The following is a 21,008-nucleotide window of genomic DNA, read 5'->3' as shown; positions in this document are numbered from 1 at the left end:
GGTCCTGTGACATCTGCGCCAGTTGAGGCATTTCCTCAGAGCAGCACTTCGAGGCCTTCCAACCCTCTGATCACATATCCGGGCTTCCACTGCGGCTCCCGCGCAAGGCGCAGACCGGGCGCCTTGGCCAGCAGCGCACCGAATGACGCGATGAGCTCGATCCTGGCGAGGGGGGCGCCGAGGCAGTAATGGATCCCGGCGCCGAAGGAGATGTGCGGATTGTCGCGGCGCTCGACGTCCAGGCGCTGCGGGTCGGTGAACACGGCCGGATCGTGGTTGGCGGAACCGAACAGCAGCGCGACCTCCTGCCCTTTGCGAATCGTGCGGCCGCGCAGTTCGATGTCCTCCAGCACCCACCGTTCGAACATCTGCAGTGGCGTGTCGAAGCGCATCAGTTCTTCGATCGCCACCGGTACCAATGCGGGGTTGGCCCGAATTTTTTGCAGTTGTTCCGGATTGCGGAACAGGGCCCACCATCCGTTGCCGGTCACATTGACGGTCGCCTCATGACCGGCGTTGAGCAGCAGCACGCAGGTGCCGATGAGCTCGTCCTCGCTGAGCCCTTCGACGGCGGCGAGGGCACTGATCAGATCGTCCTGCGGCTCGCCCGCCCGGTGCCGGGCCAGGCCGCGCAGGTACTCGGAGAACTCCTCGGCGGCACGCACGGCCTCCGCCGCCGTCTCCCGTGACGGGTTCAGCTCGTACATCCCGCAGATCGCCGCCGACCACGGCCGCAGCAGGTGCCGGTCAGGCTCGGGGATGCCCAGCAGCTCCGCGATGACCGTCACCGGCAGCGGCTCGGCGACCTCGGCGATCAGGTCCCCGCCGCCCTTGGCGACGAACGCGTCGACCAGGCCGTCGGCGAGGCGCTGCACCACCGGGCGCAGCGCCTCGACCCGCCGCGGCGTGAACGCCTGCGACACGAGGCGCCGCAGCCGGGTGTGGTCCGGCGGCTCCCGGTCCAGCATGCCGTTGTTGTTGAGCCGCCAGAACGGCTCGTCCTGCGCCGGCGGGGGCGTGCGGCCCATCTCCTCGTGCGTGGCGACGTGCAGGTAGGTGCGGCCCAGCCGCCGGTCGCGCAGCAGCGCGTTGACGTCCTCGTGCCGGGACACCAGGAACTGCCCGCTCGGCTCGAACCAGCTGACCGGGTCCTGCTCCCGCAGCCGGCGGTAGGCGTCGTACGGGTGCGCGACGAACGCCGGCGACCAGGGGTCGAACGTGTTCACAGGTCGGTCACCCGGATGCCGGCGTGCACCTTGTACCGCTTGTTGATCGCGATCAGGTTCGCCGTCAGCGCCTCGACCTGGCCCGCGTTGCGCAGCCGCCCCGCGAACACGCCCCGCATGCCGGCGACCCGGGCCGCGAGGGCCTGCACCTGCTCCGCCGCTTCCCGGTCGTCGCCGAGGACGAGCACGTCCAGGTCGATCCGGTCGACCTCCGGGTCGGTCAGCAGCGCCGCGCTGACGTGGTGGAACGCGGCGCAGACCCGCGCCTCCGGCAGCAGCGTCGCGGCCTGCTCGGCGGCGCTGCCCTCCGGCACCGGCAGCGCGAACGGCCCCTGCTTGTCGAACCCGAGCGGGTTGACGCAGTCCACCACGATCTTCCCGCCGGTCAGCAGCGGCGCCAGCTCCGCCACGGTCGCCGCGTGACCCTCCCACGGCACCGCGATGACGACGACGTCGGCCTGGCAGGCGAACGCGTTGTCGCCACCCTCGGCCGGTGCGGTGACGCCCGGCAGCGCGTTGAGCTCATCGGCCGCCTGGGTGCCGCGCTCCGTCGACCGCGAACCGATCAGGACCCGCTGGCCCGCCCGGGCGAAGCGGTACGCGAGTCCGCGGCCCTGCGGCCCGGTGCCGCCGATGATGCCGACCCGCAGCGATGACACGTCGGGCAGCTCGATCTGCTCATAGCTCATGCCGCCACCTCCGCTTCGCTCCGGCGTCGGCCTGAGCCGATACTGCGCCCCTGATTCGCGGCCTCTGCGCTGCGCTCCGGTCCACTCATGCCTCAAGTCTTACCGTGTGGAAGAGGACCTTGCGGCGGGCGGGGTCGGCCTCTGTGAGGCGCACCCGGATCCGCTCACCCAGCGGCAGTCCCCTGCCCTCGCCGTCACCCTCGCAGCGGGCCCGCACCGGCGGCTCGTCGAGCGCGATGTCGGCCCGGTTCTTCTCCACGTCCAGCACCGCGGCGTCGAACTCCTCACCCACCCGGTGCTGCAGCAGGACCGCCTCCACGAGGTCGACCGCGCCGCGCTCGGCGGCGTTGGCGACCCGGTCGGTGCGGCTCATCACCTCCGGCAGCCGCGGCAGCGCCTCCCGCGCCCACGCCGGCACGTCTGCGCCAGCGTGCAGGGCGAGGCACACCTCGGTGACGTACCGGTCGGCCAGGCGCCGCAGGGGGGCCGTCACGTGGGCGTACGGGGCCGCCACGGCACCGTGCAGCGGCTGCTGCGGCGCCTCGCCGTCGAACGGGGTGTAGCCGGCGCCGCGCATCATCTCCGCGGCCTGGTCGATGAGCGCCTGCGCCCGCGGGTCCATCGGGTCGAGCGCCGCGATGACCGCGCCCGGGCTCCTGCCGTCGGGCCAGTCCAGGCGCAGCGCCTTCGCCGCCAGCCGCAGCCTGCGCACCGCGTCCTCCTGCGGCGGCGGCATCGTGCGCAGCAGCCCCGTCTTGTTGTCGAGCATGATCCGCGCGGCGGCCATCCCCGTCAGCAGCGAGATCTGCGCGTTGAACTCCTCGACCGGGACCGGCCCCCGCACGACGAGACGCCAGCCGTCGCCGTCGGGCTCGATCTCCTGCTCCGGCATCGGCAGGTTGACCGCGCCCCGCTCCAGCCCCCGCTCGATGAGCAACTGGCCGATCACCGGCAGCAGCGCCACCGACGGGTGCGGGGTGCCCGCGTCGACGTCGCGCTGGACCTGCTCGTAGTTGAGCTTCGCGCGGCTGCGGACCGTCGCCCGGCGCACGTCCACCCCGGTCGTCGTGCCGGTGCCGTCCAGGTCGATCGTCCACAGCACCGCCGGGCGGTCCTCGTCCGGCAGCAGGCTCGCGGCGCCCTCGCTGAGCACCGCCGGGTGCAGCGGGACCTTGCCGTCGGGCAGGTAGACGGTCTGCCCCCGCAGCCAGGTCTCGGCCTCGATCGCGGGCGCCGTCGCGGTGAACGCGGCCACGTCGGCGATCGCGTAGAACACCCGGTAGCCGGTGCCCTGCCGCTGCAGCAGCAGCGCCTGGTCGAGGTCCCTGGACGTCGGCGGGTCGATCGTCACGAACTCCAGGGCCGTGCGGTCCTCACGGTCCTCGTGCCGGTCCTTCGCGGCGGCTTCGGCCTCCCGGTCGGCCGCCTCGGAGAACGCGGTGGGCAGGTCGAGCTCTCGGCGCAGCCCGGAGAAGTCGATGCGGGCGGCTCGGATACGTCGTAAGGCCACGGCACAGTCTTACACCGGCACCGCAAAAAGCAGCGGCGCCGCGGTCGGGTTGACCGCGGCGCCGCCGTTGCTGCCTGTGCCGTTACGGGCGGGCCAGGCTGGCCCAGTCCTCGGGGGTCATGCTCGACGCCCCTTCGACGTTGTTGCCGTTCTCGCGGCCGGGGATCGCCTCGGTGGCCGCACCGCCCACGGGCACGCTCGCGGCACCCTCGACGTCACCGGCGGTGCCGGCGTCGAGACCGCCCTCGGAGACGACGGCCGGCGGGGTCACCGGCTCCGCCGCCACGACGGGCGCCGGCGCGGTGGACTCGGTGGCCTTCTTCGCCGGGGCCGGCTTGCTGGCCGTCGACTTGGCCGCCTTCGCCGGGGTGGCCTTGGCGGTGGTGGCCTTGGCGGTCTTCGCCGGGGCCGCCTTGGCCGGGGCCGTCGCCGGCGCGGCCGGGACGGTCTCGGTCACGGTGGCCGGAGCGGGGGCCGCCGCCGGGGCCGTGGTGGCCTTCGCCGCGGTCGCCTTCGCCGCCGTGGACTTGGCCGCGGTCGCCTTGGTCGCCGTGGACTTGGCCGCGGTCGCCTTGGCGGCGGTGGGCTTCGCCGCCGTCTTGGCCGGGGCCGCCTTGCTCGCGGTCGCCTTGGCCGCCGGGGCCGCCTTGGCCGTCGTGGCCTTGGCCGTCGTGGCCTTGGCCGTCGTGGCCTTGGCCGTCGTGGCCTTGGCCGCCGGGGCCGCCTTGGCCGTCGTGGCCTTGGCCGCCGCCGTCTTGGTGGCGGGGGCGGTCTTGGTGGCCGTCGCCTTGGCCGCGGCCTTCGCCGGGGCCTTGGTCGCGGTCGCCTTGGCCGCCGTCTTCGCCGGTGCCGCCTTGGCCGTGGCCGCCTTGGCCGCCGGAGCCGCCTTGGCCGTGGCCTTGGTGGCTGCCGTCGCCTTGGCCGCCGTGGACCTGGCCGCGGTCGCCTTCGCCGCCGTCTTGGCCGGTGCCGCCTTGGCCGTGGCCGCCTTGGCCGCCGGAGCCGCCTTGGTCGTGGCCTTGGCCGCCGCCGTCTTGGTGGCGGGGGCGGTCTTGGTGGCCGTCGCCTTGGCCGCGGCCTTCGCCGGGGCCTTGGTCGCGGTCGCCTTGGCCGCCGTCTTCGCCGGTGCCGCCTTGGCAGCGGTCGCCTTCGCCGTGGTGGCCTTCGCCGTGGTGGCCTTGGCAGCGGTCGCCTTGGCGGTCTTCGCCGGGGCGGCCTTCGCGGTCGCCTTGGCCGCCGTCGACTTCGCGGCCGCCTTGGTGGCCGTCTTCGCCGGTGCGGCCTTGGCGGCTGCCTTCGTCGCAGCGGCCTTCGCCGGAGCCGACTTCGCCGCCGCCTTGGTCGCGGTGGCCTTCGTCGCGGTGGCCTTCGTCGCGGTGGCCTTGGTCGCCGCCTTGGCCGGCGTGGCCTTCGCCGTGGTCGCCTTGGCCGTGGACTTCGCGGCCGCCTTGGTCGCCGTTGCCTTGGCCGGGGCCGCCTTCGCCGTGGTCGCCTTCGCCGTGGTCGCCTTGGCCGTGGTGGCCTTCGCCGTCTTGGCGGGTGCCGCCTTGGCCGCGGTGGTGGCCTTCGCGGTCTTCGCCGGAGCGGCCTTCGTCGCCTTGGCCGCTGCCGACTTCGTGGCCGCCTTCGCGGGAGCCGCTGCGGCCGACTTCGCGGCGGTCTTCGCCGGGGTCGCCTTCGCGGTCACGGTCTTGGCCGGAGCCGCCTTGGCCGCGGTGGTGGCCTTCGCGGTCTTCGCCGGAGCGGCCTTCGCCGCCGTCGACTTGGCGGCAGGGGTCGCCTTCGCCGTGGTGGCCTTCGCCGCCGTCGACTTCGCCGCCGTCGACTTCGCCGCCGGAGTCGCCTTCGCCGTCTTGGCGGCCGTGGACTTCGCCGCCGGGGTCGCCTTGGCCGTGGTGGCCTTCGCCGCCGTGGACCTGGCAGCCGGGGTCGCCTTCGCCGTGGCCGTCTTCGCGGCCGTGGACCTGGCAGCCGGAGTTGCCTTCGCGGTCGTCGACTTCGCCGCCGGGGTCGCCTTCGCCGTGGTGGCCTTCGCCGCCGTGGACTTGGCGGCCGGGGTCGCCTTGGCCGTGGCCGTCTTCGCCGCCGTCGACTTCGCCGCCGGCTTGGCCGCCGCGGACTTCGCCGCAGTCGCCTTGGTGGCGGTCCTGGCGGCGGTAGCCTTGGAAGCGGCCGGGGTCGCCTTTGCCGCGGCGGCCCGCTTCGCGGCGGGGCTCGCCGCTGCCGGCTTCGCCGCTGCCGGCTTCGCCGCGGACGACTTCGACGCCGCGGACTTCGCCGCCGGGGTCGCCGGCTTCGCCGCGGTCGCCTTGGCGGCGGCCGGGGTGGCGACCGCCAACGTGGCAGGGGTCGTGTTCTTCTCCGCGGCCGACCTGGTCGCGGACGGGGTCGCACGTGTCGCCGACGCGGTGCCGGTCGCGCGCGTGCGGGTAGAGGGCTTGGTCGCGTCGGTGGGCTGGGCCACCGTGCTGCTGGTCGCGCGCCGACGGGGAGCGGCGGCGGCGACCGTCTTCGCGGCCCTGGCGGGGGTCGCGGTGGACGTCACCGCGTCCGCGGCGGGAGTCGTCGCGGCCGCGCTCGTTGCGGCCGATCTCGTGGTGGCCTTTTTAGCTGCGGCCATCGTGGTCCTCCTGGAGGAGTTCTCCCGCATCCTGCGGGATGTTCGCGGTTGGGTTGTGCGGGTGGAGACGGATCGAACGTGTCGTGTGCCGGGGCGGTTCGCGGTCGCCGTCGGCTCCGACGTGTTGCTAGTGCTTGCCTTCCCACCGTTCGTCTTCGGCGTCCCACGCCTCGTTGCGTTGCTGGACTGTTGTCAGCGCCTGTTCGGCTTCTGACGCCGAATCATAGGGGCCGAGCCGATCCCTTCCGGCGCACATGTCGGCCTCGGACTCGACCCGATGGTGGGAAAGGCACCAGTAGTACCGCTCAGCACCGCTGCTGCTCATGACATCACTGTGCACCGCAAATGCAACACGCGCCACCGAAACCGGCAAATAGCTGGTTGGGATTCCACAGTAGACGCAACCGGCCGAGTCGGGGAGCAGACGCCCGCAGAACGTCCGGAAGGTGACGCAAATCGTCCTTCCGGCGGCCGGAAGTCGTTGTGGAGCAACGATTTCGGGAATCGACGGGACGGCGCCGCCGGGCGCTGCGACGCACCGACGGCGGCGGATGCGTGTGGTCACGATCACCCGAGGGTGAGCCGTTCGGTGGATCGAGATTCGAGTCGGTCGGGCGACCCTCCATCATCGTTAGGAGACGAACGGTCCACCGTGGACGACGGTCCCGCGGAAGTTTCCGGCGCCGGCCTCTTCACCGCGGCGGGCCCGCACCAGATACTCGTTGCCGTGGAGTCCATGCCTTCCCCCAGCACGGCCGTCCTCGCCATCGGCGGCTCGGCCGCGGGGCACGACGTCGCCGTGCACCTGAGCGCCGGACGGGTCGCGCGGGCCGCCGACGGCCACGTCCTGGTCCTCTACGACGAGCCGGGCGCCGCGGTCCGCGACGTCGCCGGATACCTGCGGCCACGGGCGATGACGATGGTCCGGTTCGGCCTGTGCGTCGGAGCGCCGCCACACGCTGCCGGCGACCGGCTGACGGGACCGGCGGTGTCGGCCGCGACCCGCCTCGCCGACCTCGCCGCGCCGGGACGGTTGCGCATCGGCGCCGCCACCGCCGAACTGCTCGGTGGCACGGTGCCCCTCGAGGCGACCGGGGACGGCTCGTACCAGATGCAGAAGGGATTTGGGACGGGGTGAGGTCGCCCCACGCACGCCCCGCGGGCTGCGGGACAATCGGTGTGTGAGTCTTCATGCCGATGAGTTGCCGGACGTCCTTGCCGTCACCCCGCTGAGCGCACCGCCGGACGTGTCGCTGCGGCCGCCGGGCTCGAAGAGCATCACCAACCGCGCACTCATCTGCGCGGCGCTCGCCCCGGGCCGCAGCACGCTGACGGGCGTGCTGTTCGCCGACGACACCCACGCGATGCTCGGCGCCGTGCGCGCGCTGGGCGCGACGCTGACGGTCGACGAGCCCGCGTACACCGTCGTCGTCGACGGCGTCGACCCGCGCTCGCAGACCGCGCCGAGCACCGTCGACGCCCGCCAGTCGGGCACCACGGGACGCTTCGTCGTCCCCGCCGCCGCGCTGCGGCCGGGGCGCAGCGTCGTGGACGGCTCGCCGCAGCTGCGGGCGCGGCCGTTCGGCCCGCTGACCGACGCGCTGCGCGAGCTCGGTGCCACGGTCGAGGACCTCGGCGAGCCCGGGTTCCTGCCCGTCGCCGTCACCGGGCCGGTCGCCGGTGGCAAGGTCGCCGTGCCCGGCCACCTGTCCAGCCAGTTCCTGTCCGGGCTGCTGATGGCGGGACCGCTGATGGCCGAGGGGCTGTCGGTGGAGCTGACCTCACCGCTGGTCTCGGTCCCCTACGTCGAGGCGACCACGGCCGTCATGGCGTCGTTCGGGGTCACCGTCGACGGCCTGCGGGTGCGGCCGCAGGCGTACCGCGCGACGGACTACGCGATCGAGCCCGACGCGAGCGCCGCGTCGTATCTGCTCGCCGCCGCCGCGATCAGCGGGGGCCGGGTCACCGTCGAGGGTCTCGGCACCGCGAGCCTGCAGGGCGACGTGCGCTTCGCGGACCTCCTCGAGCAGATGGGCGCCAGGGTCGAGCGGACCGCCGAGCGGGTCACCGTCACCGGCACCGGCACGCTGCACGGCATCGACGTCGACATGGCCGACATCTCCGACACCGCGCAGACCCTGGCGGCGGTCGCGGTGTTCGCCGACTCCCCGACGCGGGTGCGCGGCATCGGCTTCATCCGCAAGAAGGAGACCGACCGCATCGCCGCGGTCGTCACCGAGCTGCGCCGCGCCGGCATCGACGCGGTCGAGGACGCCGACGGCTTCACCGTCACGCCCGGCACGCCCGCGCCGACGGACTTCCACACCTACGACGACCACCGCATGGCGATGAGCCTGGCGCTGCTCGGCCTGCGGGTGCCGGGCATCCGGATCCGGGACCCCAGATGCGTGGCGAAGACCTACCCGACGTACTTCATCGACCTGGCACGCCTGTGACCCTGGCGGACAGCGACGTCGCACTGGCCCGCGACGCCGCCCTCGCCGGTGCCGAGGTCGGCCTGCGGTACTTCGCGGCACTCGCGCAGCTGCCCAGGGAGGTCAAGGCCGACGGCAGCGTCGTCACCGAGGCCGACCGGGCCGTGGAGACCGCCGTGCGCGACGTCCTCGCCGCCGCCCGCCCCGCCGACGCGATCCTCGGCGAGGAGGGCGGCCTGACCGGCGCCGGTGGCCGGCGGTGGATCGTCGACCCGATCGACGGCACCGCGATGTTCGTGGCCGGCGACGACCGGTGGCTGGTCCTCGTCGCGCTCGAGGAGGACGGCGAGATCGTCGCGGGCGTGGCCGCAGTACCGGCACAGGGCACCATCTGGTGGGCCGGGCGCGGCGCCGGGGCGTACCGGTCGCGCATCGGCGACGCGACGTCCACCCGGCGCCTGCACGTGGACCCCGGCGGCTCGGACACACCCGACGGCGCCTCGCTCGGCGTCGTCCCCGACGACGGGCAGGTGTTCCCGGCGGAGTGGACGATGCTCGCGCCGCTGACCGCCACCGCGCGCAAGGCGCCGTGGCCGACCCACGCGGCGCTGCTCGTCGCCGAGGGGCGGCTCGACCTGGCCGTGCAGACCCGGGGACAGGTCTGGGACTTCGCGGCCACGTCGCTGATCGTGCGGGAGGCCGGCGGCCGGTACAGCGGCCTCGACGGGCGCACGAGCCCCGGCGCCGGCCCGTCGCTGTTCTCCCGCAGCGCCCTGTTGCACACGGCCACGCTGAAGCTTCTCGGCGGGTCTTGACACTCATCGATGCATTCGTCCAGCATGTCCGGCGGGGTCAGTCACCATCCATGCTGGGGGTCGTCGTGCGTCATGCTCGGAGCTTGTTGTCCGCTGCCGTTGTCCTGGCCGCGCTGCTGGGGACCGGGACCGCACACGCCGAGCAGAGCGCCGCACCGCCCGGCGCGACGGCCGAGGACGACCCGGCGACGAAGGGGCTCACCCGCACCCCGCTGGACCTCGGCGGCGGCGACGGCGTGCAGCAGCTCAACGCGCTCGGCCCGGCAAGCATCCCCGGCGCCTCGATCTGCCGGCGGTACTACATCTTCAGCTACCGCGCGGGACGCTACGTCTCGGAGGAGCAGGGGTACACCGGCAGCAGTCACAACATGTTGCGGGCCCGCTCCTCGGCCGGCGCGCTGGGCACCTGGGAGCAGTTCAGCATCTGCTCCTACAACGGCAGGACCGACCTCATCTTCATCCAGGCGTCCTCCGGCTACCTGGTCACCGCCGAGTACGGCTACGCCGGCAACTCCAAGGGCATGCTGCGCGGCCGGGGCGAATGGCCGGGCGACTGGGAGGTCTTCGAGGTGTGGTCGGACAACGGCCGCTACTTCCTGCGCAACCAGGCCACCCAGGGCTGGGTCAGCGTGCGGGTCGACCTGACCGGCAGCTCCGCCAACATGTTGCGCGGCAACGGCGGCAGCGCCGGACCCTGGGAGCAGCTGGCCTTCACGTCGGTGGCGTGAGGCGCGTCGCCGGCTCCGTCACAGCGGCGGCAGGTCGCGATCGGCGAGCTCGTTCACCTCGCGCCACGCCTGCACCCGCAGCGGCGTCATGCGCAGGTACACGTACCGCGGACCCGGCCGGAACCCGGTCTTGTCCGCGAACGCCTCCACGACCCCCGGCGGCAGCTGCGCCGCGGGCACCGTCTCGACGGCGCACTCCATGAGCACCACGTCGCGGGTGGGCCCGACGGCGACACGGGCCTGCCCGTTCGCGGCGAGGTTGCGCGCCGTCGGGTTGCTGTCCAGGGTCGAGAACAGCAGCGTCGAACCGTCCCACAGGAACGACAGCGGCACCATGCACGGCTCCCCCTGCGGTGAGGCGGTCGCCACCCACGCGTCGACGTCGTGCTCGAGCCGGTGCAGGGTGTCAGCGACGCGCTGTGCCGCGCCGCGTGCAGGTACGGTCATGCCGCCAGCCTAAGCTGTGGCCGTGGACGACTCCGACCGGTTGGCAGCGCGGTTCGAGGAACACCGGGGGCATCTGCTCGGCGTGGCGTACCGGATGCTCGGCTCCCGCACGGAGGCCGACGACGCGGTCCAGGAGGCGTGGCTGCGGCTGAGCCGCGCCGATCACGCCGCCGTCGACAACCTGGGTGGCTGGCTCACCACCGTCGTCGGCCGGATCTGCCTCGACATGCTCCGCAGCCGCAAGGCCCGCCCCGACGACTTCGTGGCGCCGCCCGCCCCCGTCGACCCCGAGCAGGAGGCCCTCCTCGCCGACGACGTGGGCCTGGCGATGCTCGTGGTGCTCGACACCCTCACCCCCGCCGAACGGCTCGCGTTCGTGCTCCACGACCTGTTCGCGGTGCCGTTCGAGGACGTCGCCACCGTCGTCGGCCGCTCCCCCGCCGCCGCCCGCCAGCTCGCCAGCCGCGCCCGCCGCCGCGTCCAGGGCGTCTCCGACGTCTCCGGAGCCTCCGATCTGCCCCGCCAGCGCGAGGTCGTCGACGCGTTCCTCGCGGCCGCCCGCGGCGGCGACTTCGAAGCCCTGCTCGCCCTGCTGGACCCGGAGGTCGTCCTGCGGGCGGACGCGGCCACGGTACTGGCCGGCGCCGCCCCCGAGGTCCACGGCGCCGACGCGGTCGCCGCAACCTTCGCCGGCCGCGCCCGGGTGGCCCAGGCGGCCCTCATCGACGGCTTCGTCGGCGCGGTCTGGTCCGCGGGCGGCAAGCCTCGCGTGGTCTTCGACTTCGTCGTCGCCGGCGGCCGGGTCGTGGAGATCGAGCTCCTCGGCGACCCGTCGACGCTGGAGCGCCTCGACCTGACGGTCCTGTAACTGTCGCCCCGCTACCGGTCCCGCCGCCACCAGTCCCTCCATTGGTCGGTCAGCTCGGCGCGGTCCCGGCCGCTGCGGGCGGTGAGCGCCTCGACGTCGACACCGGCCGCCGTCAGGACCCGGTCGATGAACGCCGCCAGCTCCTCCCGCTCACCGGTCTCGATGAACTCGTCGCCGCCGGTGTCGTTCAACGCCAGGACCACCCGTCGCACCGCCGCCCACACGAGCTCGTCGGTCCCTGTCCGGCAGCTGCTCGATCTCCCGCTCGTACGCCACCAGCGCCGTCTCGACCGCCTCGACGAACGCCAGCGGCCAGAACTCCGCGGCGTTCGCCTCTTCACGCGGCAACATGCCCGCCGCGACCGCGGCCTCCTCCCGCGCGACCTCGTGCCGCCACCGCTGACTCGGCCTCTCGATCATGACCGCCAGCCTGCGAGCCCGCCCTGGCACGTTTCTCCAGACGTCGCGCCGCCCGGTAGCTGCCGATCGCGCCGACGGTCCAAACGGCGCTGAGCAACAGGACGGAGCCGGAACGCACCAGCCGCGTCACTCGAGGATGGAGAAGAACGCGATCATCACACCCTGAAGCACGACGCCGAACGATCCGCACAGCAGGCCCGCGATGGCCATGCCGCGGTGACCGGGCACTCCCTGGCCATCGTTGCGGAGCGCGGCAACCCCGAGAACGATCGCCAGCAGTCCAGCGACGCCGCCCAGGACTGCGCACGAGGTCAGCGGGATGGAGGCGATCCCGACGATCAGTGCGGCCAGCGGCAGGTTGCTGGCCTGTCCTGCCGTCGCGGAGACAGCAGCCGCTGGGCTCGTGTCCGCGCCGGGCAGTTCAGGCAGGTCGTCTACCAGGCGGGTCAACTCACCCCACGTACGGGACGCGTACGCCAGTTGCGACCGCTCACTGAACTCCTCCAGCGTCAGCCGCCCTTCAGCCACCGCCACGGTGAGGTGCGCGACGACAGTCTCGCGGTCCGCGTCCGACACCCGGATCCAGTGCGCGGAGTACATGGCCAGACGGTACAAGGAACGCGTGCCTCCTGGCTCCGCCGACAGGACGGTCCCGACAGGCCGCGGCGGCACTGACCGAGGCATGGTTCCGTGCGACCCCGGAGCGGGACACAATCCGCCTGCCAGGGAAACACCGCTTTCGATCCTGGCGGCCCTACTGGGCCGTATCCCATCGCTTCGCGGGTCGGCCCAGGCTCGCAGGCATCAGGTGGGTGTTCTACCGCAGCGTGAGCCGGTCGTCCCGGTCACCGAGGAACTCCGACAGCGCCATTGACGCCCGCCTCCGCGCCGAGCAGCACCGACGCGTAGTAGTGGCGTTGCGCGGGCGTCCAGTCGCCCGGGTGCGCTCGGTCCCGGCGACGTCGATGCCAGGTTCCACGCGTACGCGTCGGTCCAGGCCGCCGCCGACGAGCTCCACGACCAGCCCGCCGCGGTGCTCAAGTCGTGGGCCGACAAGCTCCCGGATCCAGTAGCACCGAAGCCTTGATTCAGCCACCTTGCCGACACACGGTTCAGGAACGGAAAGGCGGCTCGCGTCCATCAGGCGCCTGGCCTGCGTGCGCGTCTGAGCTGCGGTCGACTCCAGCAAGATCATGACATGCATTTGCCGCGCCAAATCGGGGGATGGTGAACTGCGTCCTCAACACCACGCCGTTAAGGACGGTCCGTTTGCTGGCGTTCGAATGCTCGACCCCGCGATCGGCGGATGCACCGCTGGCCAGCCTCAGACCAGACCGCTGACTACCGGCACCAAACGGACGATTGAACGGCCGGCCGGAGGATACTATCGTCATTGACACAGATCTCGAACCCGTTGAGGAAGTCCAATGACAATGACCCTCATGCAGCGATGGGAATACGCTTTTCTGGAGGTTGAATTCCGTGCAAAGAAAAGCCCTTCTGACGACAGCTGGACATTCACGTGGACGGCCGTACTATCGATGCGAGCGAGAAGGATCGCCCGGTGGCGAAATGTTCGCCAGGTCAAGGGCAACCAAAGCGAATTGGAAATACCTTATCAAGTGTCATGGCACCCAGTAGGGACGCCGGCAGGTGAACACAATCGGGTGGTGCAGGGCCCAGTCGACCATCTCGGCGATCTGGGGTGGGAACTCGTTTCAACGAACGTTACTTCAAGTGCGGTCCGACCGGGCGACGAACTGGGATGGCAGACCACCGCGTCCGTTCCGGTGGCCCTGAGCTATCTGTTCAAGCGGCCTCAGCGTGGTCCCGCCAGCCATGCTTGAGGTCACGCTGTCAGAGGTTTTGCGATACTGGCGTTTCGCGGACCACCGTATTGGTCAAGTCACGAAAGTAGCGTTTGGTGAGGAGAAATGACGACGCCATTTGGACCACTGCCCGGGATGCCCGGCGGACCGCCTTGGGGATCCATTGAGGCAGTTAACGCTCTTACATGGCATCAGCAGCAACAAATGGCAGCGGCACACGCGGCGCACGAGATGGCGGTAGCCGCTCACCATCAAGCGAATGCGGTGCGTGTCCGAGAAGCAGAGCTCACCAGCTGGATTCTCTTGCTCTTTCGCTAGTGGAGAAGTTCAGACCAACAGTCAAGTAAGTGACCAGGGAAGAAGACGACCACTCACAGCGGCGGGGAAGGGTGTTGCCCACCGCGAGATCGGCGTTCGCTTGAGTCGTCCCACCGAGCGATATTTGTACCGTGGTTCTCGATCCATGGCGGTTCAGGGCGCTGTCGCTTCTGCTTGCTCGCCGTTATTGACTCCGGTGCAGGCGCCGAGGGTTTGCCCCGGCCCGTGCGCTTACGCCGAAGGCAGGGGATCGCACAGCGATCCCCTGGCGCCGCGGCGGCCAGTTGACCTTGGGTACTGTGACCGGTCAGCGGCGGCCAGAGCCTCCAAGGTCGACGACAAAAGGCGAGCGGCCACACCGCGGATCGGGCGCGTGAGGCGCGTAAGCCGCCGCGCCGCCAGGCGCAGGCGGTGCGAGCGCAGCGAGTATGGGGGGTGCGGGGTGGGAACCCCCCGCCCCGCACCGACAGGCGCGGAGAGGTACAGACGGACGAGTCGACCTGTACGCCGGGTTTTGTCCCCGCCCGAAGGCGGTGTGCGGCCATCCATCTCGGCCTGCCGTCGCCGGCAGGCTCTAGCGGTCTACCCGCAGGCTCGGGCGGGCAGCCCTCGAACGCCTGCGTCTGACCTTGCTCCGGGTGGGGTTTACCTAGCCGCCCCGGTCACCCGGGGCGCTGGTGGGCTCTTACCCCACCGTTTCACCCTTACCCGACCCGAGGGTCGGGCGGTCTGTTCTCTGTGGCACTGTCCCGCGGGTCGCCCCGGGTTGCCGTTAACAACCACCCTGCCCTTTGGAGCCCGGACGTTCCTCGGCGGCACCGGTGAAGGTGCCGACGCGGCCGCCCGGTCGACTCGTCCGTCGTGCTGACTATGGTAGGCGGGACCATGAACCTTGTAGACATCGCGCTCCTGTCCGGGGCGGGGCTGGCCGCCGGCACGGTCAATGCCATCGCCGGCGGGGGGTCGCTGATCACGTTCCCGGCGCTGATCGCGACCGGGTTGAGTCCCGTGGCGGCGAACGTGACGAACTCGGTGTCGGTGTTTCCCGGGTACACGGCGTCGGTGTTCGGCAGCAGGTCGGATCTGCGGGACCTGGCGCGGGAGCGGGCGGGGTTGTGGCAGCTCGTGCCGACGTCCGTCGTGGCGGCGGTGCTGGGGTGTGTGCTGCTGCTGGCGACGCCGGCGCGGGCGTTCGACCTGGTGGTGCCGTTTCTGGTCCTGGCCGCCTCGACCACCCTGGCGTTCCAGGACAGGCTGCGGAAGCTGGTCGGGCATCCGCGGGACATGTCGCCGCGGCGCAGGACGCTGAGCCTGCACGCGATGGTGTTCGCGGGGTCGCTGTACGGCGGCTACTTCGGCGCCGCGCTCGGGGTGATGCTGGTCGCGGCGCTGGGGCTGGTGCTGGATCAGTCGATGGCCAGGGTCAGCGCGTTGAAGAACGTGGTGTCCGCGCTCGGCGGGCTCGTCACGGTGTGCGTGTTCGCGGCGTTCGGGCCCGTCGACTGGGCGGACGTCCTCGTCGTGGCGCCGACGGCGATGGTCGGCGGGTACGCGGGTGCCCGCCTCGCCAGGCGGCTGCCGTCGGCGGTGCTGAAGTGGCTGATCGTCGTCTTCGGCACCGGGGTGGGCCTGGTCCTGCTCTACCGGGCCGTGGGTTAGCTAGCTCAGGTGTGCCGTGTCGTTGACGGTGCGCACGGCGACCCCGCCGTCGGGCCACGAGTCGACGATCGACACGCCGGCCGGGTCGAGGTACAGGCGGTACATGAACGCGTCGCCGGCGGCCAGGGCGTCGCGGAGTAGGGACTTGATGGGTGTCACGTGGCTGACGACGGCGATCTGCTGCCCGGTGTACTGCTGCTGCAGGCGCCGCAGGGCGCGACGCACGCGGATGGTGACCTGCTGGAGGGACTCGCCGCCGGGTGGCGCGACGAGGGGTGAGGCGAGCCAGCGGTCGAGCTCGTTCGGGTACGACGCGCGCACCTCGGCGAACGTGAGGCCGTCCCACTCGCCGAAGTCGCACTCGACGAGGTCCGGTTCGACGACGACCGCGACGTCGCCGAGCGCGGCCGCGGTCTCCAGGCAGCGGCGCAGCGGCGAGCTGACGACCACGGCGAGGTCGGGCGCGACGGCGCGGATCCGGCCGGCGGCTCGCGCGGCCTGGTCACGGCCGCGGTCCGAGAGTGGGATGTCGCTGCGGCCCGAATAGCGTTTTTCCACGGTGTACGGGGTCTCGCCGTGCCGCACGAGCACCATCCGCAGTGCTGACCCGGTCGACGGCGGGTCCCACGACCGCACCCCCTGCCCAGCGGGCTCCCCGGCCGCGGCGCCGGCGTCCGGCACGGTGACGACCGTCCGCGCGGAGGATGGCGATGCGGCGGCGGGAGCGGTGGCGACGGAGGTGGCGACGGAGGTGGACGCCGCGGCGGCAGCGGCCCTGGCGGCAGCGCGGCCGGGCGAGTCCGGCCCCGCGACCGCAGCAGCGGCAACGGGCGCAGCGGCGGCGGCGGGCGGCAGCGGGTCAGGTGCGTCCTTGCCGTCCATGGCGGCGTTGGCGAGCCGGTCGGCGTGCTTGTTCTGCTCGCGCGGGATCCACGAGTAGCGCACCGTCCGGAACCCGCGCGCCAGGTCGCCCGCCCGGGCCGCCAGGGGGCGCAGCCCGGGGTGCTTGATCTGCCAGCGGCCCGACATCTGCTCGACGACGAGCTTGGAGTCCATGCGCACGTCGACCTCGTCGGCGCCGAGCTCGGACGCGGCGCGCAGGCCCTCGATGAGGCCGGTGTACTCGGCGACGTTGTTGGTGGTGACGCCGAGGCGGCCGAGACGCTCGGCGAGGACCTCGCCGGTGTCGGAGCGCACGACCGCGCCGTAGCCGGCGGGCCCGGGGTTGCCCCTGGACCCGCCGTCGGCTTCGACCGTGACCTTCACAGACCGGACTCCGCGGTCCGGACGAGGATGCGCCGGCACTCCTCGCAGCGGACGACCTCGTCGGGGGCGGCGGCCTTGACGCGGGCCTTGTCGCCGCCGGAGAGCTCCAGCCGGCAGCCTTCGCAGCGGCCGTGGCGGAGCATGGCGGCGCCGATGCCGCCGCTGCTCTCGCGGATCTTGTCGTAGAGGGTGATGAGGTCGGCGGGGAGGTCCGCGGCGAGGGGCTTGCGGCCGGAGCGGCGGAACTCCTCGTCCTTGGCGAGGCCGGCGAGGGCCTCGTCGCGGCGCTGCTCGGCGGCGGCCCGCACCGACCGGGTCTCCACGAGGCGGCCGGCGATGTCGTCGAGGGTCGCCTGCGCGGTCTCCCGCTGCTCCATCAGCTCCAGCTCGGCGTCCTCGAGCTCGCTCTGGCGCCGGTTGAGCGTGGCGATCTCGTGCTGGAGGGCCTCCAGCTCGCGGGAGGGGCCGGTGCCGGCGTCGAGCCGGACCTGGTCCTTGTCCTTGCGGGCGCGGACCTGCTCGGCGTCGCGCTCGAGGCGGCTGATGTCGCGGTCCAGGTCGTCGACGGCGACCTGGGCGCGGACGCGCTGGTCCTCCATCGTGGACAGTTCGCGGGCCAGCCGGTCGAGCTCGGCGTGCTCGGGCAGCGACTTGCGCTTGTGCGCGAGCTGGGTGAGCGCGATGTCGATCGCCTGCAGGTCGAGCAGGCGACGCTGAGCCTCTGGGTCAGCCTTCACGAATTACCGTCCTCCAAGAACGTCCACGGTGAGGTGTCCACATCGGACACGATGGTCTGCAGGCCGGTCTCGCGCCGCAGGAACGCCGCGACGTCGTCGAGCCAGGGCCGCTCGGACGCCCAGTGCGAGACGTCGAGCAGCACGGGCCCGCCGGCCGCGAGGTGCTCGTGTGCCGGATGGTGGCGCAGATCCGAGGTCAAGTATGCGTCAACGCCCGCCCGGGCGGCGTCGGCGAGCCATGCGTCGCCGGCACCGCCGGCGACGGCGACCGTCTCGACGGTGGCCGTGCGGGGGCCTGCCACCCGTACACCACCGACCGACGCCGACACGAGCGCGGCCAGGTCCGCCAGTGCCATCGCAGATGGCAGCCGTCCGATGCGGCCGTGGCCACGGCCGTCGTCGCCGACCGGGATGAGGGGGCGGACGTCCAGCAGGCCGAGGCGGGCGGCGAGCGCGTCGGAGACGCCGGGGCTGGCGACGTCGCCGTTGGTGTGCGCGGTGTACAGGGCGACGCCCGCCTTGATCATACGGTGGACGACGGCGCCCTTGTACGTGGTGGGCGCGACGCTGGACACGCCGCGCAGCAGCAGTGGGTGGTGGGTGAACATGAAGTCGGCCCCGGCGGCGACGGCCTCCTGCACCGTCCGCGGGTCGCAGTCCACGGCCAGGAACACCTTGGTGACCTCGGCGGACGGCTCACCGAGGGTGAGGCCGACCCGGTCCCAGCTCTCGGCCCAGGAGAGCGGGTAGCGCTGTTCGAGCAGTTCGACGAGTTCGGCGACAAGCACGGCGCGACGTTACTCCACGCCGTCCTTGCCCGTCTGCCGGTCGAGCGCCTCGACGGGCAGGTGCCACGGGAAGGAGTCCAGCACCCGCTCGCCGGTGCCGGGCGGGTGCAGGGGCAGCACGTCCGGGCCGTAGAGGACGGTGACGCCCCAGGCGCGCAGTTTCTCGATCGACTCGCCGAACGCGGGGTGCCGGGCCATGGCGACGTTGGTGAACGGCACCGCGACGATCGGCAGGCCCATGCCGAGCCCCTCGACGAGCAGGCCGAGGGCGAGGGTGTCGGCGATGCCCGCGGCCCACTTGTTGATCGTGTTGACGGTTGCCGGGGCGACGATCATCGCCTCGGCCTGCGGGAGGATGTCGGGGTCGCCGGGGTACTTGTACCGGTGCCGGACGGGGTGCCCGGTCTGCGCGACGAGGCGGGGGACGTCGAGCCACTTCAGGGCGTCCGGCGTGGCGACCACGCAGACCTCCCAGCCTCTCGCCTGGGCGAGCGACACGAGCTTGCTGGCATCCTGCGTGACAGGCGATCCGCACATCACGGCGAAAAGGACATGACCGGCCATGCGGGCATTGTGCTACCCCGCGTCTAGACGCCGACGCTCATGTGTTCGGCGAGTTCCGCGACGGGTGCCGACGGCGCACCGCGGGTGCGCCGCAGCACGTCGCTGAGCACCTCCCGCGCGAGGGGCCGGCAGCGGATCTCCGAGGGGGCGAGCCGGTCGCCCTCCAGGAGCATCTCGCTGGCCAGGTCGATGTCGCCGAGCATCGCGTGGGCGCGGGCCTGGTCGAGGTAATGGTGCGCGCGGCGCTCCGGCAGCAGCGCGTGGAACGCGTCCCGGTCCAGGGCGTCGTGGACCTCGACCGCGACCCGGCCCTCGCCGAGCTCGACGGCGGCGGCGGCGCGGTGCAGCAGCACGTTGGTCGGCCCGAAGCAGGACCAGTAGTAGTTGTGGTCGCCGTCGAGCCCACGGGCGGCCTCCTCGGCCCCGCCCAGCAGGTCGCGGACGGTGGCGCCGTCGCCGATGCGGGCGGCCGCCATCGCGCCCTGCAGCAGCAGCATGCCGTAGACGGACAGGCGCTCCGGTGCGCAGTCGTTGCCGCCGGTACCGGGTGCGAGCCGGCTGGCGATGTTGACGTTGATCTCCAGGGCCGGGCGGGAGCGACCGAGGGCGAGCAGCGCGAGGGCGACGCGGGTGGTGGCGGTGCCGGCCAGCAGCTGGTCGCCGGCGCGCTGGGACACCGCGATCGACCGGTCGGCGGCGAGCCAGGCCAGCTCGTGCTCGCCGAGCTTGCGCAGCGCGGAGGACGCGATCTGGTAGACCTGCCCGAGCAGGTGGGCGGCCTCGCGGCCCTGCGAGCCGTCGGCGTAGGCGGTGTCGGCGGCCTGGGACTCGCGCAGCAGCCGCGGCAGGGTCCGGGCGAGCATGCCGTACTTGGCGTGCTGGTAGCTCAGCCACGCGTGGGTGACGGCCTTGCGCATCTCCGCCAGGGGCGGCGGCTCCGGCGGCGCGTAGAAGAAGGCGCTGATCTGGTCGTAGCGCTCCAGGGCGGCGCGGATCTCCTCGACCTCGACCTGGTCGACGCAGTTGACGCTGTCGGGGCGCCGCTCCGGGTCCTTGCCGAGGAGGATCTGCACGTCCAGCTGGAGCACGTCGGCGATCTCGTAGACCACCGAGAACTTGTCCAGCCGCCGCACGCCGCGCTCGACCTTGTCGACCCAGCTCTTCGACTTCCCGAGCCGGTCCGCGAAGACCTGCTGGGACATCTTGCGCCGGTTTCGCCAGTAGGCCACGCGCCGGCCGATCGGCAGCTCATCCACGCCGCTCACCTCCGGAGGTCACCCGCCCGGCCGACATCGCACCTTTTGTGCGGTTCGTCCGGCGTGCCTGCTCATACGTTCCGATGTGCAAGTTGCAGCCCCCGTCGCCAATGTCAACGACGCACACGGCGTCCGGTGACGCGACGTGGTCCTCTGCGCACTTTCGAGTGATCTCCCCTGCTAGGAGGAGCACATGCGGTCCTGGGAACGCGCCAAACTGCGCAAAGCGGCGATCCGGTACGTCGAGCACGGGTGGCACGTCCTGCCCGGTGCCTACCTGGTCGGACAGCACGCCGGCCGGCACGCCAAGGAGCGCCGCTTCGACTGCGGTGAGGCCGGCTGCCGCACCGTGGCCTGCCACCCGGCGGCCTACGCGCCGAGCCGCTCGCCCTCCGTCGTCGCCGAGTGGTGGCGGGTCCATCCCTACAGCGTGCTGTTCCCCACCGGGCACGCCTTCGACGTCCTGGAGGTCTCCGCGGCACTGGGCCGGGCCGCGCTGCTGGGCGACGGCTTCGTCGCGGCGCGGGGACCGGTCGCGGTCGCGCAGCAGAAAGGTCAGGCCGACCGCTGGTTCTTCCTGGTGCTGCCGGGGCACGGCCTGCTGCCGGAGCTCGCCCAGCAGCCCGACGTGGTGCTGCACGGGCAGGGCTCCTGGGTCCCGGCGGCACCGAGTCCGCAGTTCGGCGGGCGGGTGCGCTGGGAGCTGTCCCCGGAGACGCACGGCTGGCGGCCGGCCGAGCCCTACGCCGTGCAGGCGCTGATGCTCGACGCCATCGGGGCGGGCCCGCTCGCGGCAACAGGACCAAGGGCCACCTGGCGCACCGCCGCGTAAC

The 21,008-nt window shown here is 72.4% G+C and carries 21 protein-coding genes and 1 other RNA gene; 9 read left to right on the top strand and 13 right to left on the bottom strand.

All coding sequences use genetic code 11. The features are described from left to right. Positions 1-35: 35 nt before the first annotated feature. The 4 genes from OHA72_RS18240 to OHA72_RS18225 all read right to left on the bottom strand — a co-directional run bounded on the left by OHA72_RS18240 (position 36) and on the right by OHA72_RS18225 (position 3,882). Entirely contained in the window at positions 36-1,226 is a 1,191-nt protein-coding gene (locus tag OHA72_RS18240) for a cytochrome P450 (protein WP_327009015.1), read from the bottom strand. After that, the gene (gene npdG, locus OHA72_RS18235; protein WP_327009014.1) at positions 1,223-1,915 is read right to left on the bottom strand and encodes an NADPH-dependent F420 reductase; all 693 of its coding nucleotides are present in this window, start codon (positions 1,913-1,915) and stop codon (positions 1,223-1,225) included. Before npdG ends, OHA72_RS18240 begins: the two co-directional genes overlap by 4 nt. 85 nt (positions 1,916-2,000) lie before the next feature. Next, positions 2,001-3,425 (bottom strand): RNB domain-containing ribonuclease, encoded by a 1,425-nt coding sequence (locus OHA72_RS18230; protein WP_327009013.1) that lies wholly within the window; start codon positions 3,423-3,425, stop codon positions 2,001-2,003. A gap of 82 nt (positions 3,426-3,507) precedes the next feature. After that, a complete protein-coding gene (locus OHA72_RS18225) occupies positions 3,508-3,882 on the bottom strand; it encodes a hypothetical protein (protein ID WP_327009012.1) in 375 nt (124 codons plus the stop codon). A 31-nt stretch (positions 3,883-3,913) separates the two neighbouring features. Between OHA72_RS18225 and OHA72_RS18220 the strand changes: the two genes are divergently transcribed. The 5 genes from OHA72_RS18220 to OHA72_RS18200 all read left to right on the top strand — a co-directional run bounded on the left by OHA72_RS18220 (position 3,914) and on the right by OHA72_RS18200 (position 10,023). Next, on the top strand, positions 3,914-6,259 hold the full coding sequence (locus OHA72_RS18220; protein WP_327009011.1) for a hypothetical protein: 2,346 nt from the start codon (positions 3,914-3,916) through the stop codon (positions 6,257-6,259). 522 nt (positions 6,260-6,781) lie between these two features. Then, positions 6,782-7,183 (top strand): hypothetical protein, encoded by a 402-nt coding sequence (locus tag OHA72_RS18215; protein ID WP_327009010.1) that lies wholly within the window; start codon positions 6,782-6,784, stop codon positions 7,181-7,183. Positions 7,184-7,226: 43 nt separating this feature from the next. Next, a complete protein-coding gene (aroA, locus tag OHA72_RS18210) occupies positions 7,227-8,501 on the top strand; it encodes a 3-phosphoshikimate 1-carboxyvinyltransferase (protein ID WP_327009009.1) in 1,275 nt (424 codons plus the stop codon). Continuing rightward, the gene (locus OHA72_RS18205; RefSeq protein WP_327009008.1) at positions 8,498-9,295 is read left to right on the top strand and encodes an inositol monophosphatase family protein; all 798 of its coding nucleotides are present in this window, start codon (positions 8,498-8,500) and stop codon (positions 9,293-9,295) included. Before aroA ends, OHA72_RS18205 begins: the two co-directional genes overlap by 4 nt. A gap of 83 nt (positions 9,296-9,378) precedes the next feature. Then, positions 9,379-10,023 carry a fascin domain-containing protein gene (locus OHA72_RS18200; protein ID WP_327009007.1) on the top strand — a complete coding sequence of 215 codons (645 nt, stop codon included), beginning with the start codon at positions 9,379-9,381 and terminating at the stop codon, positions 10,021-10,023. Between the two features lie 18 nt (positions 10,024-10,041). Here the strand turns inward: OHA72_RS18200 and OHA72_RS18195 are convergent, their stop codons facing one another. Further along, on the bottom strand, positions 10,042-10,470 hold the full coding sequence (locus tag OHA72_RS18195; RefSeq protein ID WP_327009006.1) for a pyridoxamine 5'-phosphate oxidase family protein: 429 nt from the start codon (positions 10,468-10,470) through the stop codon (positions 10,042-10,044). A 22-nt stretch (positions 10,471-10,492) separates the two neighbouring features. Here OHA72_RS18195 and OHA72_RS18190 point away from each other — a divergent pair, with 22 nt between their 5' ends. Next, positions 10,493-11,338 (top strand): sigma-70 family RNA polymerase sigma factor, encoded by an 846-nt coding sequence (locus OHA72_RS18190; protein ID WP_327009005.1) that lies wholly within the window; start codon positions 10,493-10,495, stop codon positions 11,336-11,338. A gap of 11 nt (positions 11,339-11,349) precedes the next feature. Here the strand turns inward: OHA72_RS18190 and OHA72_RS18185 are convergent, their stop codons facing one another. Both OHA72_RS18185 and OHA72_RS18180 read right to left on the bottom strand, forming a co-directional pair. After that, entirely contained in the window at positions 11,350-11,541 is a 192-nt protein-coding gene (locus OHA72_RS18185; RefSeq protein ID WP_327009004.1) for a hypothetical protein, read from the bottom strand. 343 nt (positions 11,542-11,884) lie between these two features. After that, entirely contained in the window at positions 11,885-12,358 is a 474-nt protein-coding gene (locus OHA72_RS18180; protein ID WP_327009003.1) for a DUF1707 and DUF4190 domain-containing protein, read from the bottom strand. 842 nt (positions 12,359-13,200) lie between these two features. Here OHA72_RS18180 and OHA72_RS18175 point away from each other — a divergent pair. Next, positions 13,201-13,605 carry a hypothetical protein gene (locus OHA72_RS18175; protein WP_327009002.1) on the top strand — a complete coding sequence of 135 codons (405 nt, stop codon included), beginning with the start codon at positions 13,201-13,203 and terminating at the stop codon, positions 13,603-13,605. Positions 13,606-14,392: 787 nt separating this feature from the next. Here the strand turns inward: OHA72_RS18175 and rnpB are convergent. After that, positions 14,393-14,760: RNase P RNA component class A (gene rnpB, locus OHA72_RS18170), an RNA gene on the bottom strand. A 30-nt stretch (positions 14,761-14,790) separates the two neighbouring features. Here rnpB and OHA72_RS18165 point away from each other — a divergent pair. Next, complete coding sequence (locus OHA72_RS18165) at positions 14,791-15,564, top strand: sulfite exporter TauE/SafE family protein (RefSeq protein WP_327009001.1); 774 nt, start codon at positions 14,791-14,793, stop codon at positions 15,562-15,564. Here the strand turns inward: OHA72_RS18165 and OHA72_RS18160 are convergent, their stop codons facing one another. Genes OHA72_RS18160 through OHA72_RS18140 form a run of 5 tightly spaced genes read right to left on the bottom strand, consistent with a single transcriptional unit; the run spans position 15,565 to position 20,175 of the window. Then, complete coding sequence (locus OHA72_RS18160) at positions 15,565-16,830, bottom strand: bifunctional RNase H/acid phosphatase (protein WP_327009000.1); 1,266 nt, start codon at positions 16,828-16,830, stop codon at positions 15,565-15,567. After that, complete coding sequence (locus tag OHA72_RS18155) at positions 16,827-17,567, bottom strand: zinc ribbon domain-containing protein (RefSeq protein WP_327008999.1); 741 nt, start codon at positions 17,565-17,567, stop codon at positions 16,827-16,829. Before OHA72_RS18155 ends, OHA72_RS18160 begins: the two co-directional genes overlap by 4 nt. Next, positions 17,564-18,355, bottom strand: coding sequence for a Nif3-like dinuclear metal center hexameric protein (locus OHA72_RS18150; protein ID WP_327008998.1), 792 nt, complete (start codon positions 18,353-18,355; stop codon positions 17,564-17,566). Before OHA72_RS18150 ends, OHA72_RS18155 begins: the two co-directional genes overlap by 4 nt. A 9-nt stretch (positions 18,356-18,364) precedes the next feature. Beyond that, positions 18,365-18,919 carry a flavoprotein gene (locus OHA72_RS18145; RefSeq protein WP_327008997.1) on the bottom strand — a complete coding sequence of 185 codons (555 nt, stop codon included), beginning with the start codon at positions 18,917-18,919 and terminating at the stop codon, positions 18,365-18,367. 23 nt (positions 18,920-18,942) lie between these two features. Then, entirely contained in the window at positions 18,943-20,175 is a 1,233-nt protein-coding gene (locus OHA72_RS18140; RefSeq protein WP_327008996.1) for a helix-turn-helix domain-containing protein, read from the bottom strand. A 193-nt stretch (positions 20,176-20,368) separates the two neighbouring features. Between OHA72_RS18140 and OHA72_RS18135 the strand changes: the two genes are divergently transcribed. After that, positions 20,369-21,007: a bifunctional DNA primase/polymerase gene (locus tag OHA72_RS18135; RefSeq protein WP_327008995.1), complete on the top strand. Its 639-nt coding sequence runs from the start codon at positions 20,369-20,371 to the stop codon at positions 21,005-21,007. The last annotated feature ends 1 nt before the right edge of the window (position 21,008 follow it).

Source organism: Dactylosporangium sp. NBC_01737, assembly GCF_035963215.1.
GTDB lineage: Bacteria > Actinomycetota > Actinomycetes > Mycobacteriales > Micromonosporaceae > Dactylosporangium.
The sequence above is the reverse complement of the archived record's forward strand: the minus strand, read 5'-3'. Positions and strand labels throughout refer to the sequence as shown.